Annotated in this window: 14 protein-coding genes and 1 tRNA gene; 7 read left to right on the forward strand and 8 right to left on the reverse strand. The window is 43.4% G+C overall.

All coding sequences use genetic code 11. The features are described from left to right. Positions 1-36 precede the first annotated feature (36 nt). The 7 genes from nth to rsxA all read right to left on the reverse strand — a co-directional run bounded on the left by nth (position 37) and on the right by rsxA (position 7217). Positions 37-672 (reverse strand): endonuclease III, encoded by a 636-nt coding sequence (gene nth, locus L4C44_RS10650; protein WP_010437137.1) that lies wholly within the window; start codon positions 670-672, stop codon positions 37-39. A 184-nt stretch (positions 673-856) separates the two neighbouring features. Further along, positions 857-1549 (reverse strand): electron transport complex subunit E, encoded by a 693-nt coding sequence (locus L4C44_RS10655; protein ID WP_076656929.1) that lies wholly within the window; start codon positions 1547-1549, stop codon positions 857-859. Then, a complete protein-coding gene (gene rsxG, locus L4C44_RS10660) occupies positions 1549-2178 on the reverse strand; it encodes an electron transport complex subunit RsxG (protein ID WP_428804997.1) in 630 nt (209 codons plus the stop codon). Before rsxG ends, L4C44_RS10655 begins: the two co-directional genes overlap by 1 nt. Before the next feature lie 12 nt (positions 2179-2190). After that, positions 2191-3237 (reverse strand): electron transport complex subunit RsxD, encoded by a 1047-nt coding sequence (gene rsxD / locus L4C44_RS10665; RefSeq protein WP_017105543.1) that lies wholly within the window; start codon positions 3235-3237, stop codon positions 2191-2193. Beyond that, the gene (rsxC, locus tag L4C44_RS10670) at positions 3237-6035 is read right to left on the reverse strand and encodes an electron transport complex subunit RsxC (protein ID WP_428804998.1); all 2799 of its coding nucleotides are present in this window, start codon (positions 6033-6035) and stop codon (positions 3237-3239) included. The genes rsxD and rsxC overlap by 1 nt, the downstream gene beginning before the upstream one ends. A 7-nt stretch (positions 6036-6042) precedes the next feature. Further along, complete coding sequence (gene rsxB, locus L4C44_RS10675) at positions 6043-6636, reverse strand: electron transport complex subunit RsxB (protein ID WP_004734040.1); 594 nt, start codon at positions 6634-6636, stop codon at positions 6043-6045. 2 nt (positions 6637-6638) lie between these two features. Further along, positions 6639-7217: an electron transport complex subunit RsxA gene (rsxA, locus tag L4C44_RS10680; RefSeq protein ID WP_004734039.1), complete on the reverse strand. Its 579-nt coding sequence runs from the start codon at positions 7215-7217 to the stop codon at positions 6639-6641. 830 nt (positions 7218-8047) lie between these two features. Here rsxA and L4C44_RS10685 point away from each other — a divergent pair. From L4C44_RS10685 to L4C44_RS10705, 5 genes are all read left to right on the forward strand, one after another. Further along, positions 8048-8860: a winged helix-turn-helix domain-containing protein gene (locus L4C44_RS10685; protein ID WP_428804999.1), complete on the forward strand. Its 813-nt coding sequence runs from the start codon at positions 8048-8050 to the stop codon at positions 8858-8860. A gap of 145 nt (positions 8861-9005) precedes the next feature. Beyond that, positions 9006-9371: a hypothetical protein gene (locus L4C44_RS10690; protein WP_285953198.1), complete on the forward strand. Its 366-nt coding sequence runs from the start codon at positions 9006-9008 to the stop codon at positions 9369-9371. 102 nt (positions 9372-9473) lie between these two features. Then, positions 9474-10961: a sphingomyelin phosphodiesterase gene (gene sph, locus L4C44_RS10695; protein WP_428805000.1), complete on the forward strand. Its 1488-nt coding sequence runs from the start codon at positions 9474-9476 to the stop codon at positions 10959-10961. Between the two features lie 700 nt (positions 10962-11661). Continuing rightward, the gene (locus L4C44_RS10700) at positions 11662-12993 is read left to right on the forward strand and encodes an excinuclease ABC subunit B (protein WP_146492246.1); all 1332 of its coding nucleotides are present in this window, start codon (positions 11662-11664) and stop codon (positions 12991-12993) included. Positions 12994-13012: 19 nt separating this feature from the next. Further along, complete coding sequence (locus L4C44_RS10705) at positions 13013-13453, forward strand: hypothetical protein (protein ID WP_146492245.1); 441 nt, start codon at positions 13013-13015, stop codon at positions 13451-13453. 351 nt (positions 13454-13804) lie between these two features. On the opposite strand, the gene L4C44_RS10710 is transcribed toward L4C44_RS10705, so the two are convergent. Then, positions 13805-13880: transfer RNA gene (locus L4C44_RS10710), tRNA-Asn, on the reverse strand. 509 nt (positions 13881-14389) lie between these two features. Between L4C44_RS10710 and uvrB the strand changes: the two genes are divergently transcribed. Together uvrB and luxO are read left to right on the forward strand one after the other, a co-directional pair. Then, on the forward strand, positions 14390-16420 hold the full coding sequence (gene uvrB / locus L4C44_RS10715; RefSeq protein WP_146492244.1) for an excinuclease ABC subunit UvrB: 2031 nt from the start codon (positions 14390-14392) through the stop codon (positions 16418-16420). A gap of 302 nt (positions 16421-16722) precedes the next feature. Next, positions 16723-18111, forward strand: a complete 1389-nt coding sequence (gene luxO, locus L4C44_RS10720; RefSeq protein ID WP_146492243.1) for a quorum-sensing sigma-54 dependent transcriptional regulator LuxO — start codon at positions 16723-16725, stop codon at positions 18109-18111. Positions 18112-18128: the final 17 nt, after the last annotated feature.

An 18128-nucleotide genomic window follows, 5' to 3' on the forward strand; every position in this document is an offset into this window, starting at 1 on the left:
TTAGCTTCTTTCGCTTAGGGCTAACAGCTTATGAGCCTAGACGTCCGTCTTCTCTTTAAACTCACACAGGTCTTCAATGATACAACTGCCACAGCGTGGTTTACGCGCCACACAGGTGTAACGTCCATGAAGAATGAGCCAGTGGTGGACATCCAGTTTGAATTCTTTTGGAATGACTTTGAGCAGCTTAGCTTCAACATCATCGACCGTTTTACCCATCGCTAACTTGGTGCGGTTTGATACACGGTAGATGTGAGTGTCAACGGCAATAGTCGGCCAACCGAAAGCGGTATTTAATACTACGTTGGCAGTCTTACGGCCAACGCCAGGAAGGGCTTCTAATGCAGCGCGATCTTCCGGTACTTCACCATTGTGTAGGTCAAGCAGCATACGACACGTTTTGATGGTGTTTTCTGCTTTCGAATTAAACAGGCCTATGGTCTTGATGTACTCTTTTAAGCCATCAACACCTAAGTCGAAAATTGCTTGTGGAGTATTGGCCACTGGGTAAAGCTTATCAGTGGCTTTGTTGACACTGACATCGGTTGCCTGCGCTGATAAAAGTACGGCGATCAGCAACTCGAAAGGGCTGTTCCAGTTAAGCTCAGTCTCTGGTTTTGGATTGTTTTCTCTTAAACGCTCAAGTATTTCTACTCGTTTTACATTGTTCATAGCGACATTACTTTCAAATAGTTAGGGCTTGAGCTCCAGAGTGGGTATTCAATAAACTCTAAATGCTCAGGCTTTATCATCGGTTACGCGCTCTTATGAGCGTCATTATTATGTGTACTTGGTCAATCTAATTACCTGCTGAGTGGGTTGAGCTACTCAGCAGGGTTTAAGCTACTGTAACTTATTAAGCATTGGTAACGCGAGCGCGTTCAATGACTGGTTTTTCTTGTTTAGGCTGTCTAGATTTTGCTTGGTTGTCGATGATGTTTTTCAACGCAATCAAGAAACCAACACCAATAAAGGCACCTGGCGGAAGCAGGGCTAGCAAGAAGCTGTTATCAAATTGGAATATCTGGATTCGTAACACAGAAGCCCAATCACCAAGAAGCAGATCTGCACCATCAAATAGAGTGCCGTTACCAATAACCTCACGCATTGCACCCAGTACCACCAGTACCGATGTCATACCAAGACCCATCCAGAAACCATCTTGAGCAGCAGGCAATACCTCGTTTTTAGAAGCGAAGGCTTCAGCTCGACCAATGATGATACAGTTGGTTACGATCAGCGGGATGAAGATACCCAAAGACAGGTAAAGGCCATACGCGTAAGCATTCATCAGAAGTTGAACACAGGTTACCAGTGACGCAATGATCATTACGAATACTGGAATACGCACTTCTTTTGGTACGTGGTTACGAACCAGAGAAACTGCAACGTTCGAACCGACCAATACAAGCAGAGTCGCAATACCCAGCCCAAGTGCGTTAGTCACCGTTGAAGAGACAGCCAACAGAGGACATAAGCCAAGTAGTTGAACTAGGGCAGGGTTGTTAGCCCACATGCCATTTTTGATTAGTGTTTTATGGTCACTCATTATTCACCACCACAATTTAGAGGTTGAGTAAGCAATGCTTGGTTGTTTTGGTTAACGTATTGAACCGCTTGTTTGACAGATTTCACTACCGCTCTTGGCGTAATGGTTGCACCAGTAAACTGATCGAAGTCACCGCCGTCTTTACGAACCTTCCAACGGTCAAGATTAGAGTCTGTTACTTGTTTACCAGCAAACGAAAGAATCCAATCACTCACACGCAGATCAATCTTATCACCCAAGCCTGGAGTTTCTTGGTGAGAAAGTACACGAGTGCCTAAAATAGTACCGTCGATTTTCATCCCAACAATGACTTTAATCGCGCCATTGTAGCCGTCAGGTGCAATCGCTTCGATCGCAATCGCGCTTGGCTCACCATTAAGTTTAGCGATGTAAGCTGGCATCGCTTGCTCAGTACCCAGCTCTGCTGCTTGAACCAAAGTACAGGCTGAAAATAGTTCATTATCATGCAGATCGTGCGGGATAACTTGGTTAAGAACAGACAGTAACTGAGCCTGTTCTTGCTGCTTAATCTGGTCTTTGGTCAGGTAGTGAGTTACCGCGACCAAACCTGTCGAAGCACACGCAAAAATTGCGAGTACAAGGCCGTTTTTCTTAATTGCATTTAGCATGGTATCCGCTCCTTAGTGGCCGTATGTACGAGGTTTGGTGTAGTAGTCAATCAGTGGAACACACATGTTGGCTAACAATACAGCAAACGCCACGCCATCAGGGAAGCCACCCCAACTGCGGATAATAAAGACTAACCCGCCAATCAGGGCACCAAATACCAAGCGACCTTTCACTGTCGTCGAGGCTGAAACCGGATCGGTTGCAATGAAGAATGCACCAAGCATGGTCGCGCCAGACAATAAATGAATGGTTGGAGAAGCGGTTTCACCAGGCGTCAGCACTAAGAACACTAAGCTAAACAGCGCAAGGCTAGCAATAAAAGCGACCGGAATATGCCACTGAATCACACGTTGCTTGATGAGCACCAAGCCGCCGACTAGGTAGGCAAGGTTAACCCATTCCCAGCCCACGCCAGCTAACCAGCTGAATTGTGGCTGAGACAGAGCTTCGGAAGCGGTGTTGCCTGCCGTTAATGCGGTTTTGAATGCATCGAGTGGTGTTGCCATCGTGGTGCCATCAATACCAAGACGCGCTTGTTGAAGAGATAAACCTTCGTTATTGAAACCGGTAAAGATCATCAAAAATGAGTCAACAAAGCTCGTTGCTTCAGCTGTTAAGCTGGTCGGCGCATTCCAACTGGTCATTTGAACTGGGAATGAGATTAGCAAAACAACGTAAGCAACCATCGCGGGGTTAAACGGGTTTTGTCCAAGGCCGCCATAAAGGTGTTTTGCGATGATGATAGCGAAGAACATACCTATCACTAGAATCCACCACGGAGAGTGTGGGGGAATCGCGACACTGAGTAGCCAAGCGGTCACAACAGCGCTGTAATCACGTAATGCCATCACTGGCGGACGTTTTCTTAGCAGCATGACAGCGGCTTCAAAGGTAACAGCAAGTGCAATAGCAAATACTAACTGGATGAGCGTACCCCATCCAAAGAAGTAGGTTTGAGCTAGTAGACCTGGCAATGCACAAATAGCCACCCATTTCATGAGATCAGGGGTGCTTCTACGATTGTGCGCGTGCGGTGAGCTGGCGATAAAGAAGGCCACTACTCTTTCTCCTCATTGTTCTTTTTATCTTGCTCTTGCTGCGCTTTTCTTGCTTTAGCACGAGCAATTGCGGCAGCAACGGCTGCTTTCTTAGGATCGACGGGTTCTGATTGAGCATCAGATTCAACCACAGTCTTTTTTTCAACTAAAGGTTCAGCTACAGGTTCGAGAGCGATTTCTTCAGCGTCGACCGGCTTAGCTTGCTGTGCTTTCTTCGCTTTAGCACGCGCGATAGCGGCAGCAACAGTAGCCTTCTTAGGATCGACAGCTTCTGGTTGAGTTTCAGCTACCACTTCAATTACTGGCTCAGGCGTTTCTGCTGTCTCAGTCTGTTTCGCTTGCTGAGCTTTCTTCGCCTTTGCACGGGCAATCGCAGCAGCAACCGCGGCTTTCTTAGGAGCGACTGACTCTTGTTGAATTTCAGCTTCAACTTCAATTACTGGCTCAGGGGTTTCTACTGTCTCAGCCTGTTTCACTTGCTGTGTTTTCTTCGCTTTAGCGCGAGCTATTGCGGCAGCAACGGCGTCTTTCTTGGCATCACCAGTACTTTCAGCTGGAGCACCAGAAGCTGATTCTGCTTGCTGTGCTTTCTTCGCTTTAGCACGCGCAATAGCGGCAGCAACGGCATCTTTTTTGGCATCACCAGTACTTTCAGTTGGAGCGTCAGAAGCTGATTCTACTTGCTGAGCCTTCTTGGCTTTAGCACGGGCAATAGCGGCAGCAACGGCATCTTTCTTGGCGTCGCCAGAGCTTTCAGTTGGGGCTTCAGAAGCTGCTTGCGCTTGTTGAGCTTTCTTGGCTTTAGCGCGAGCTATTGCGGCAGCAACGGCGTCTTTCTTGGCGTCGCCAGAGCTTTCAGTTGGGGCTTCAGAAGCTGCTTGCGCCTGCTGTGCTTTCTTGGCTTTAGCGCGAGCTATTGCGGCAGCAACGGCGTCTTTCTTGGCGTCGCCAGAGCTTTCAGTTGCGGCTTCAGAAGCTGCTTGCGCCTGCTGTGCTTTCTTCGCTTTAGCACGAGCGATAGCGGCAGCAACTGCGTCTTTCTTAGCGTCGCCAGAGCTTTCAGCTGGAGTGTCAGCAGCTGCTTGTTGCGCCTTGCGTTCTCGAGCTTGACGCTTACGCTCTTCACGTAGCTTCGACATTTCAGAGTTGTCTGGTTCAGCACTGTCTGCTTTCTGAGCCGCAGCTTGTTTCGCTTTTGCCTTAGCAATTGCAGCGGCTACCGCAGGTTTCACTGTTGGCTCTTCACTTGGAGCCTGCTCAGCTGCGGCTTTTTGTGCTTTAACACGTGCAATCGCAGCAGCAATTGCATCGTCACCGTCTGCCGCTTTCATGTCTTTGCGACGGTTATCCGCGGCTTTCTTGAAGCGGTTTTCACGTTCTGCTTTGTCACGCTCCATACGAGCGTTTTTCTCTTCGAAACGAACCTTGGCACGCTCTGCGGCCGTTGCTTCGTCTTTTCTTGTTTTGATTTCGGCTTTCGCTTGGCGATAGTACTGAACAAGAGGAATTTCACTTGGGCAAACAAACGCACAAGCACCACATTCAATACAGTCTTTAATATTTAGCTCTTCGCACTTGTCCAGCTCATTGGCTTTCGCGTGCCATTGCAGCTGTTGAGGCAGCAGAGAGGCAGGGCAAGCTTCAGCACACGCGCTGCAACGAATACATTCCATCTCGTAAGTGCTTGGTGAGATCTCACGACGCGTTGGCGCTAAAATACAGTTCGACGTTTTAGTGATTGGCACATTGGCGTGTGGCAAGGTAAAGCCCATCATAGGGCCGCCCAAAATCAAACGCGGCAGTTTTTTATCGGCTTTGTAGCCAAACTCTTCAAGTAACTCGAGTACAGGTGTACCTAATAGTGCCCAAACGTTACGAGGTTGCTTAAAGGTTTTACCGGTTAATGTCACAACGCGGTTAACCACAGGTTCGCCGTCAATTACCGCTCGCTTAATCGAGTAAAGAGAGCCGACGTTCTGAACTAAAACACCAATGTCTGCAGGGATGCCGCCAGCCGGAACCTCTTTATTAGTAAGGATCTTGATCAGCTGTTTCTCACCACCAGAAGGGTATTTAGTTGGGATAACACGAATGACGATATCTTTGTCTTTCGCCGCAATCTCAAGTGCTTTTATTGCAGCTGGCTTGTTGTCTTCAATGCCGATAACAGTCAGCTTTGGTTGAAGGATGTGTTCAACCACTTCGATGCCTTTTAGTACTTCTTCGGCATGCTCTTGAAGCAACTTGTCATCGGAGGTGATGTAAGGCTCACACTCCGCAGCGTTGACGATCAAAATATCAGTGCGGCCTAAGCCTGATTGAAGCTTTTTGGCGGTAGGGAAGCCTGCACCACCCATGCCTGAGATACCAGCTTGGCGAATTACATCAAGCAGTTCATCGGATGTCTTTGTAGAAAAATCTTCAACTGGGTGTTTTGCAACCCAAGCGTCTAGGCCATCAGGTTTAATAACCACGCACATATCGCTCAAGCCTGAAGGGTGAGCGGTAGTTCGTGGTTCGATAGCGGTAATCACACCCGATGTTGGTGCATGTACCGGCAAAGTAAAACCAGTCTCTAAGGCCGTCAGTTGTTGGCCTTTTAGTACAGTGTCACCAACAGCAACCAACAAGTTACCAGGCTTACCGATGTGCTGTTTTACCGGAAGAACGATTTCTTCAGGAAGCCTTGCATGCACGATATCAGTAGTATTCGACTGTTTCTTGTTTTCAGCAGGGTGCACACCGCCCGGGAAGTTCCAAATAGAGCCCGCGCGAATTTGTTCAATTAAAGAGATCATACTAACCCTACGCCTTAGGCTCTGACGCGGTCGCATCAGTCGCTTGGTTAGTGATATCAGTAACAGGAATGATGTTCATCTGCCATTTCCAATTTTCAGTCGTTGTTGCCACTGGAATCATTTCGATACAGTCAGTAGGGCATGGTGCAACACATAGGTCACAGCCTGTACATTCATCTTTGATGACGGTGTGCAGCGCCTTGGTGCCACCAACAATGGCGTCAACAGGGCAGGCTTGAATACACTTGGTACAGCCGATACACATATCTTCGTGAATGAAGGCAACGGTTTTTACTTTGTTATCTAAGTCATGAGCGGAGTCTTCAACTTCTACGCCCATTAAATCTGCTAACTTCTCAATGGTTGCTTGGCCACCGGGAGGACATTTGTTGATCTTGTCTCCGTTAGCGATCGCCTCTGCGTATGGGCGACAACCAGGGTAGCCACACTGGCCACATTGAGTTTGCGGTAAAATGGTGTCGATTTGATCAACGATAGGATCGGCTTCTACTTTAAAGCGGATAGAAGCAAAGCCCAAAATAGCGCCAAAAACAGCGGCTAAAACGGCTAGCGCAATGATCGCAATTAAAATGGTACTCATGCTTATTTCACCAACCCAGTAAAGCCCATAAATGCCAGAGACATTAGGCCTGCTGTGATCATCGCAATCGATGCGCCTTTGAAGGGCATTGGAACATCAGCAACCGCAATACGCTCACGCATCGCAGCAAATAGGATCAATACAAGAGAGAAACCAACCGCTGCGCCGAAACCATAGATGATCGACTGAATGAAGTTGTGGTTTTCATTAATGTTCAGAAGTGCCACTCCTAATACCGCACAGTTAGTGGTGATAAGAGGCAGAAAGATACCCAATAGGCGATATAGCGTTGGGCTGGTTTTGTGGACGACCATTTCCGTAAATTGAACAACCACCGCGATAACCAAGATAAAGCTCATGGTACGCAGGTATTCAATACCCAGAGGGGTAAGGATGTAGGTTTCTACTAGGTATGCAGATACTGACGCTAACGTCAAAACGAAAGTCGTCGCGAGGCCCATGCCAATCGCAGTCTCCAGTTTCTTGGAGACTCCCATGAAAGGACATAGCCCTAAAAACTTCACTAGCACAAAGTTATTGACCAGCACTGTGCCAACCAACAACAAAAGGTATTCGGTCATAATGGATTAATTCTTGAGATTCCGATCCCGATATTATCCTGCTTTGCTCACCTAATAACAACCAGTGAACGGTGTGGTTTTGTATGTCTGATGGAAATTTATACGCTTAATAAGAGGATAGCAGATCTCATTGCAACAAATCAGTTGTTCTAAAGCGTAAGAATGATACACATATTATGGACGTGTTTGGGCTCTTATACGTGGTTTTCTTAAGCATAGAATTGACGATTTTAACGAGGGTACTGTCAAACTTTTCTTGTAACAGGCCTAGGAGGCGCCCTCTTGTTGAGCAATTGTACGTATCAGTTTTAGAAAACCGTTTCATCATTGAGGATTGAGGGGGGAAAGAGCAAAATCATTTACCCAAAATGAGTCTGACATAAGCAAAAACTTAATCCGCGGAGATTAGTTTGTTGTAAATGAAGTTTTGAGCGAACGTGTAGCTAGAGGTTTTTTTTGTAAGAACAAAAAAAGACTTACATTTCCTGTAATTGTAAGTCAATTTTTGAGTTAAATTGTAATATTCTTTAATAATTGAGTGAAATCCACACTCTTTTTTTTATGAAATAGTTATCAAGTTTGAAATATATGTATTTTAGTTTTTTTTGTTTCATGGCGACGCTTTTTTTATATATAGTTGCGTTTACAAAAAAGTTACTTATTTTGCCTTTTTAAATAACCATTTGATTAATCCCGTTAACGTTCGGTTAGTGGTAAATGGTTGAATGAATCAAGTGACAGATAAAAATTATTTTAAATAACCCCAATATTTATCCATGAAAATTATATTTGTATAAATATTATGGTTATTCATTTTTTAAGGCTAATTTATGTACAAAGTAAATAATTGGTTAATTCACTTAGACCACCCGTTAGTGACTGATTTACTCAAAAATGAAGAAAAGCGCATCGGCTATCACGATCATCTTGTGATTCTAATGTTGTGTGAAAACGCTGGAAAAATTAATACTAAAGAAGATTTGTTGAAAAGAGCTTGGCCAGGAAAACATGTCTCTGAAGGCTCACTGACACAATCGATCAGCGCGATACGCACTTTGCTTGAGGATAATGGTAAGCAACAAAAGTATCTAAAAACGGTCGCCAAGGTTGGTTATAAACTAGAAAGTGAGGCAGTATCGTGGCTAGAAGACGATGATGATAAATCAGATAACCAAGACAACTTATTCGCTGGGGAACCAAGCGGTAAGACTGAGGGCTTTGAAGAGAGTTCCGAAAAAAAAACACGATTCACATTCGGACGTAATCAAATCTATATTGTTCTAGGCTGCGTATTCATAGCGATTGCGGCACTGTTTCCATTGGTGTTCACTGCAAAAGCCCCTAAGTTAACGAGCTGGCTTCCACTGACTAAAATGTTTTCTAGCGAAGCTTTAACTGTCTATTGTGATAATGAAGAAGAGGCCAACTTGGTTGCAAAAGGCGTTAAGCTTTTGGTTTCTCAAGAAGCTAAACAAGGTAGGTTAAGCCGATTGATCCTTGCTCATTCTCAAGAAAGCTTATCTATTGTAATACTCAAGCCATTGGCACCGCCTGTCAATTTAGTGGTTTTGTTTGAATCTCCTCAATCAACGGATGATCTGGTTGGTATGGTTAAAGCGGAGCTTAGTCGCTATGTTCACTAAAAATAAAAGCGTTTATTTTCTTCTGTTTTGTCTTTGTTTAATGCTGGTTTCCATTGCATATAGTCTACGTTCGAAAAATAATGTTTTGGTCAACTCTACGACCCTATATATGACAATAGATGGTGACTATATGGCCACGGAGCACATGGACGTCGTGATCAGTGATGAAAATTTTGAGGCGGTTACGGTTATAAAAGAAGCAGGACTCAATAACACCTTAGATATTTACACAAAAGGAAAATTCATTCGCAAGAGTAATGGGCTATTTAATGTAAGCTTGCGTGAAGAACGCGTTGAGCATGGAGACATTGATTTTGAACATGATGACGACATGCTCGTTTATGATAAATATATTGAAGCGCGAAAAAAGCTATCGTTTTTTAAATCGGTTCAAGTTGTTGAAGAGTTGCCGAACCAATATATGCTTATCATTTCAAATAGTCCGGTAAAGAAAATGGTTGCTGTAAAGATTGAGCCTTTACCAATTGAAGACTTTTATGATGACTATTAATATTTTAACTATGGTTTGATATTTTTTTTAGGTCTATTTCATTATTATCAATTGTATCATTATGGGAGGATGCACCACAGTTTAATAGGAGATGCACTAACCATGACTAAATATCTAATATCAGTCTTGCTCATACTGATCACTCTTACTTTGCGAGCTGAGGAGATCAGCTCACCCCCCAAGATAATGAATTATAACGTTTATATGCTGGATCATCGTCTCGGAATTTTCGTTGGTGGGACTAATCCAAATAAACGAGCACAGTTGTTGGCGAACTCTTCGGTTTTTGATGATACCGACGTGGTTATATTTAACGAAGTGTTCGACAACCAAGCAAGCCAAATACTTATCGATACACTAGCTCAGAAGTTTGGATATCTAACTCCTGTTTTGGGCCGTACAAAAAATGGCTGGGATCACACTGAAGGTTGGCGATCGACATCTCTTGATGATGGCGGCGTGATTGTATTTAGTAAATATCCAATTGAGTACAAGTCACAAGTGATCTTCAGAGATGGGTGCGGTGCAGACTGGGCATCTCAAAAAGGTTTTATACACACTGTCATTAATAAAGGTGGAGAGAGGTACAATATTATCGGCACCCACGTTCAAGCTGATGATGACACCTGCAGCACTCCTCCTTCTGTGGTTAGACAAGACCAGTTTGCACAAATAGAGAACTATATTTTCGGGTCAAACCGCTCAGCTGACGAAATGTTTTTTATTGCTGGTGATTTAAATGTAGCAAAAGACTCACAAGAGTTTTCTTCAATGCTCGAGACCTTAAATGTATCAGAGCCAACCAATTACGCTGGTGCGCCATACTCATGGGACCCTGCAGTAAATGGTTTAGCACACGCAAACTATTCTGATCTAAAAGGGCAATTACTTGACTATGTTCTGGTCGAGCGTAGTCACAAGCAACCCAAGAACTGGCACAACCAAGTGTTAGATATAGTATCGGATAGAGTTGTTCTACCTGGCACACAGGAGCCGTATTACTTTTATGAGTATTCAGACCATTTCCCTGTCGCTGCGTTTGAGTATGCAGATGAAAGCACGCCAATTCATAGCGTGCGTCCAATCAATAAGCCATATAACTCAATCAGGCTAAAGCATCGATCGACTGGTGAATATGTTTACGCGGATCCAAATGTGCCTAATGGCTGGCTTACCTACGGTCGCGATGGAGAGCAATCCAACGCTAAGTTTAAGTTAGACAACTGGCATCCATATAATGGTACTTGTATTCACGACCATGACTATGTACAGATCTCAAGAAAAGATGATTATAAAGATTACTATTGGACCTATAGTAGTAATACGTATTACACCGAAGATCACGACTCTTCTGACTTCATGAAGATAAGCCGCCTAACAGAATCCGAAAGCTGCATCCAGAATGGTGATGTCGTATATATTTATGATCATGCGCATCATTTGTGGACATCAGCGGACAAATATCTTGAGCCTATAAATACGTACATCAAAGCGACTAAGGAGCTGCCAGTTAGCGAAAATGGGCTGTTCATTATTGAGATGGATAACTTTGAATTCTCTGACTGGGAATCGAATATAACTCATAAATGAACATATTCTAAATATTGATTTTTCTTGAAATTACTTGATTTTCAGTACTATTTGACTTGTTTGGTTTATTGTAAATAGTCAAACATTAGAGTGTGTTCAGCGATGGTGGAGGGTAGTGCGGTTAGTCGGCTCTGCTCTTCTGCTGCCACTATCGTTAAAATAAAAGCCACATTAATGTGGCTTTTTACATTATAAAAACAATGTACTTAATTATCGATTGGTCAGTTAATGATTGATTGAATTTTCGAGAATCATAGTGTGTTGAAAATTGGTTTTCATAAAGACTTGAATTATAGAAACTAGTTGGAAAGGTTTTGGCTTTAGTAAGATATTTAATTATGAACTTTGATGGATACTTTGAAAAAATACAAATTCAAATAGAGAAGATCGATTCGCTAGAAGACCTACTAGTATGGCGAAAGAGAATTAACATAGGACACTCCGGTCTTTCATTTCGGACAGAACAAGGTCGGCTTATTTCCCATTGCTATCGAAGGTTTAAGGACAAAGAATATGGAATTACTGATTTTAACTCTTCCTGTGAGATATAAAGTGTTCAATAACAAATTAATTATTACTCAGGAATATTCAACAATAAAATAGATTTTTTTATCACAATTTAATTGTGAATATATTCTTTTGACTCGCTAATTTTAAAAGGCATCGATATTGGTGCAAATGTAGTTAAAAGGAACGAGTGATGAAATTAAAACGCTTCAGTTTAAGCTTGATAACAGTCTCTATGTTATCTGGCTATGCTAATGCATCTCCTATCCCTGGGATTGATGATGCCTACTTCACAGGGGCTGATGAGTATGTTGCGTACGATGATCCGGCAACAGCCTGTGATATCTTTAATGCCAAAGTAGAATACATTAATAATCATCTAGATCAGCAGGGTTTACCTGGAAAAATTGCGAACCTCTGTCAGCATGCAAGAATAGAAGATGGCCAAATTGAAGAGCAATTTATTATCACTTCTCAGAATGGTGCTTATAGCTATGGTAAGGAGAAGTACAAAATTCATGAACAGGTTGATGTCGCACGTACCATCGATTTGTTGATGTTTTCTCAGTCAAATAAGACTAACTATATTATGGCGGTTGACGGCAGTATGAATGTAACGCGTCAAACCCTTGCCGACGGAGGCTATTTTTTCGAGTGGGAAGATGAGAAAGTTGCTCCGCACTTTTATTACCAAGAAGGATACTTAGGTCAGATCTTCCATGGAAATTCTCAATTTAATTTCATGTCAGGTGAAAATGTCTACAATTGGGCTCACAAGAAAGCCGTTAATGAGGCGCCCAATAATGCGGAAGAGCAATCAAGGCTGACTTGGAAATACTTGTCTGAAGAATGTGAAAACGATAAAAACAACGATTATTGTCTCCCTCAAAGCCGATATGGAAATCTGTTTGTGAACCAGCAAAGCTTTCCAAGTTCGAGTAATGTGAACAAAGAGATTTCGTTAGCTGAAAGTACGTCTTATAGCTTTGATATTACTGGCTCTTTTGAAGCGAGCAAATCAGATGGTCCGTCTGCTGGTCTCGGAGTGGGTTTTGGTTTTAGCCAAACCAAAGAATCGAGTCAGACACACAGTATGTTGAATTACACCTCGGTTGATGAAGGCAATGATATCGGCCACTCGGTTGTCCAGACTATTAATACAAAAGCTGTGGGAGAAGCTGGGTATTACAGAGATGCTCCATCTGCAGAATTTTGGCATGTAAAGAATGCTGCTGAAATTTGGGGTGAAGACCTGTACCGAGTTTACGATCTAAAGAGCTATGAGACGTGGCAAGAAAACTACACTGCTGATTGGAATACTTGTCGTGATCAAAAACTGGTATTCGGTAATGCGGTGACGGTTTCGCGCGCCTATCTCAATATGTATGGCAGTAGTTGGTCAATTAATGAGAATGAGTCAACTTTATACCAAAGAGATTCTAACTACGGCATTACGATCGATACCGATTGCACTATTGACGATAAAGGTCAAACGTTCCGCATCATGAAAGAAACAATTCTTTAGTTATTAGAGGGTAAAGAGAATGAATTTTGTTAAAAGTACTATTTTTGCTAGTACACTGCTATTGTCTTTGGCTTCTAATGCTGCGAGCCTATCTACCATTGGAACGCAAGATAATGGTGTGTTCAATGAGATGCAGCAAATCCAACTGAAGTCTGCTGGAGAGCGAAGCTCTGGGAAGTCTGCGGATATCTTTTTTATTAATAGTAATGATGTTCAAGTTGAAGATCTGACTAAAGAGCTACTGAAAGATTTTAACTCTATCGTGATCGTTGGCGACTCATTTAAAAATAAAGAGTTGATGATCGAGTTAGTTGGGTTTGGTATCGAGAGAGAAGTAGTGGCTATAACCAATATCCACGACTCATCGAAGCGTCAAATCAATACCTACAGCAAAGGCGACAAAGCTGGCAATGATAAGGTAGCTGCAGTGCTGATGGACACTATCGCTCGTCACCTGTAATGCAATATAAATGGATTTTACGGGATAACCCATTACTTCTCGGGTAGTTTGTAGTCTCAAAAGTTAAGTGAGCCACGGATTCGTTCGTGGCTTTTTTGATCGCCCTAGAACACAGAGCTTAGTGCAGGCCAATGCTTCGGCTGAGACATAGGTTTGGTACAAACCAGTCGCTTCAAAACGCAAAAAGCCGCATCAAGTGATGCGGCTTCTTAAAATTTGGCCCCCTTGTCGAGACTTGACCCGGGCGGGTGGGACGGTCCGACGATTCGGGTGTGACATTAACTTGGAACAAGTTAGTCGCAGTTACATACGAAAAAAGCCCAATCTTTCGATTGGGCTTTTTTTTGAATTTGGCTCCCCTTGCAAGACTTGAACTTGCGACATACGGATTAACAGTCCGCCGTTCTACCAACTGAACTAAAGGGGAATTGCTTGTTAGCGACGCGAATTCTAATAAGAGACCTATTTTCTGTCAACAAAAAATAGCAGAAAAAAATAAGATAAAAAACTTTACTTTCTTGGACGCCTTATCGGATTTAGCTTTGCTTTAGTTATCCACCAAAATTGTGGATAAGTGTGTGTGCGAAACTTTAACAACAATAATTGAGGTAAATCTGAAAATGCAAAAATTATAGCTAACGTGATGTATTTAAAAGAATAGTACCAAAATATCACGGTTGTATAACTTTTGTAGATTATAAAGCGAACAGTAAAACAAGAGGTATTTTTAGATTTTTTGGGGAAAAGTAGTGGATTAAAATTCGAGTAATTTAGCTGAGGAAACTTTGCAGGGGCACGGATAATACCAAGTTCTAAAAATAAAAGCTATCACTGATATTCAATCTTAAGGCGCATTTCTCTAGATAATAGTTGCAACGAGATGGCTCATAGAGTGACAATGACCTGATTAAAAACACAGTATGGAAATGGCAACCTATGAGCAAACTCTTTGATTTGGTATCGGACTACAGCCCGTCCGGTGACCAGCCGACAGCGATAACCAGATTACTAGATGGATTAGATTCTGGTTTGGCACATCAAACTCTATTAGGGGTAACGGGCTCAGGTAAAACCTTTACTCTCGCTAATGTCATTTCCCAATCGCAAAGACCTGCCATTCTGTTAGCGCCGAACAAGACGTTGGCTGCTCAGCTTTATGGCGAGATGAAATCTTTTTTTCCAAATAATGCCGTCGAGTACTTCGTTTCTTACTACGATTACTACCAACCAGAAGCTTACGTTCCGACCACAGACACATTCATCGAGAAAGATGCGTCTGTGAACGCTCATATTGAACAGATGAGGCTTTCGGCAACCAAGGCCTTACTAGAACGAAAAGATGCCATCATTGTGGCTTCGGTATCTGCTATCTACGGTCTTGGTGATCCTAAATCTTATTTGAAGATGATGCTTCATTTAAGCCGTGGCGAGGTGATGGATCAGCGAGACATCTTACGCCGCTTGGCTGAGCTACAATATTCGAGAAATGACGTCGCGTTTGAACGTGGTCAGTTTCGTGTTCGTGGTGAAGTGATTGATATTTTTCCTGCTGAATCTGACCAAGATGCAGTTCGAATTGAAATGTTCGATGACGAAGTAGATTGCATCAGTATTTTTGATCCCTTGACTGGTGCGGTGAAGCAAAGAGACTTGCCGCGCTTTACCGTTTATCCGAAAACTCACTATGTAACGCCAAGAGAGAAAATCCTTGAGGCGATTGAGAATATCAAGGATGAACTGCGCGATCGTGCTCAATACTTAAAAGACAACAACAAGCTTTTGGAAGAGCAACGTATTTCTCAGAGAACTCAGTTTGATATCGAGATGATGACGGAGCTTGGTTTCTGCTCTGGTATCGAAAACTATTCACGATATTTGAGTGGCCGTGCGGAAGGTGAAGCGCCTCCGACATTATTTGATTACTTACCTGATGATGGTCTGCTGATTATCGATGAGTCACACGTGACTGTGCCGCAAATAGGCGCTATGTATAAAGGTGACCGCTCTCGTAAAGAAACCTTGGTCGAATTTGGCTTTAGACTGCCTTCAGCGTTAGATAACCGCCCAATGAAGTTTGAAGAGTTCGAGTCTATAGCTCCACAAACGATTTTTGTGTCGGCAACGCCGGGTAATTACGAGATTGAAAAATCAGATGGCGAGATTGCTGATCAAGTCGTTCGTCCTACTGGCCTGTTAGACCCGATCATTGAAGTAAGACCCGTCGCGACTCAGGTTGATGATTTGCTGTCTGAGATCAGAATCCGTTCAGTGAAAGAAGAACGCGTGTTGGTCACAACATTGACTAAGAGAATGGCGGAAGACTTAACCGAATATCTAAGTGAGCACGGCGTTAAAGTGCGTTACTTGCACTCGGATATTGATACCGTTGAGCGTGTCGAGATCATTCGAGACCTACGTTTGGGCGAGTTCGACGTGTTAGTGGGCATTAACTTACTTCGCGAAGGCTTGGATATGCCGGAAGTGTCGCTGGTGGCGATTCTTGATGCAGACAAAGAGGGCTTCTTGCGTTCTGAGCGCTCTCTGATCCAAACCATTGGTCGTGCCGCGCGTAACCTTGAAGGTAAGGCGATCTTATATGGTGACTCGATTACTAAGTCGATGAGAAAAGCGATTGATGAAACAGATCGTCGTCGTGAGAAACAGCAGGCCTACAACCAAGAGCAAGGCATCACGCCGCAAGCGCTGAAACGTAATATCAAAGACATTATGGAGCTGGGTGATATCACCAAGTCGAAACAGCAGCGTCAATCTAAGCAAGTCCCACTATCTAAAGTGGCTGAGTCTTCAGAAAGTTATGCCGTGCTTACGCCGCAACAGCTTGATAAAGAGATCAGTAAGCTAGAAGCAGCGATGTATCAGCATGCTCAGAACCTGGAATTTGAATTAGCGGCACAGAAACGTGATGAAATTGAGCAGCTAAGAAAGCAATTTATTACTAATAGCTAATCTCGCGTTTTACTCAAGAAGTTGATCCCCTCAAGACAAAAACTGAGAGTGTTTCAGACAAAAAAACAGCCAGTAGTAAATGTTCTACTGGCTTACGTTTGTGAACACTCGGTTCACTAACAACGTCAGTTGGCTAGGTGACCCGAAGGTCATTTACACTACTGCATCGTTCGTGCCATATAGATAAAACATTGATTGTTTGAAGTAAGTAAAAAAACACACTACAAATATTGTGGCTAATTTGCATAATGCAAAGCGGAATGCGACTATAATAAGAAATGCAAAATATAAATGGCTAGGATATGCAATCAAAAACGCTAGATAACAAATCGAAGTATTTGTTGATGGTAGAGGATACCGCTTCGGTAGCAGCTTTATATCGCTCGTATCTTACACCGCTCGAAATTGATATCAACATTGTCGGCACTGGCCGCGATGCAATCGAGAGTTTGAATCATCGAATCCCAGACCTTATTTTATTAGATCTACGTCTGCCTGATATGACGGGTATGGACGTGCTATTTGCTGTAAAACAAAAGTATCCTGAAGTTCCGGTTATCTTCATGACGGCTCATGGCTCTATCGATACTGCCGTAGAAGCGATGCGTCATGGTTCTCAAGATTTCCTTATCAAACCGTGTGAAGCAGACCGACTCCGTATTACGGTGAACAATGCGATCCGCAAAGCTACCAAGCTTAAAAACAGCTCGGAACACCCGGGAAACCAAAATTACCAAGGCTTCATCGGCAGCAGCCAGACCATGCAGCAGGTTTATCGAACTATCGATTCTGCTGCATCAAGTAAGGCGAGTATTTTCATTACGGGTGAAAGTGGTACGGGTAAAGAGGTATGTGCAGAAGCTATTCACGCTGCGAGTAAGCGTGGAGATAAGCCGTTTATCGCGATTAACTGTGCCGCTATCCCTAAAGATCTGATTGAAAGTGAGCTGTTTGGCCATGTGAAAGGTGCCTTTACGGGCGCGGCAACTGATCGCCAAGGGGCTGCTGAGCTTGCTGATGGCGGAACACTGTTTCTCGATGAACTGTGTGAAATGGACCTTGAACTGCAAACTAAGCTGCTGCGTTTTATCCAAACTGGTACTTTCCAAAAAGTAGGCTCTTCGAAGATGAAGAGTGTGGACGTTCGTTTTGTTTGTGCGACCAACCGTGATCCTTGGAAAGAAGTACAAGAAGGTCGCTTTAGAGAAGATTTATACTATCGTTTATACGTGATTCCACTGCACTTGCCGCCATTGCGCGAGCGTGGTGAAGATGTTATCGAGATTGCTTACTCGTTACTAGGCTATATGTCGGTTGAGGAGGGGAAGGCGTTTGTTCGTTTTGCTCAGGAAGTTCTTGATCGCTTTAATCAATATGAGTGGCCTGGGAATGTGCGCCAACTACAAAACGTATTACGGAACGTGGTGGTATTGAATAATGGCAAAGAGATTACTCTTAGCATGCTTCCGCCACCATTGAACCAGCCGATTGAGAACAGTCTGCGCTTGAAAGAGAAGCAGAACGAAGACATCACGGTAAAAGATATTTTCCCATTATGGATCACTGAGAAGACGGCTATCGAACAGGCCATTAAAGCGTGTGACGGTAACATTCCACGAGCAGCAGGTTTCTTAGATGTGAGTCCTTCGACCATATACCGCAAGTTACAAACGTGGAATGCGAAGCAGTAATCACCAAACAATAAGAA

It is taken from the genome of Vibrio satsumensis (genome assembly GCF_050337435.1).
In the GTDB taxonomy this organism is placed as follows: domain Bacteria; phylum Pseudomonadota; class Gammaproteobacteria; order Enterobacterales; family Vibrionaceae; genus Vibrio; species Vibrio satsumensis.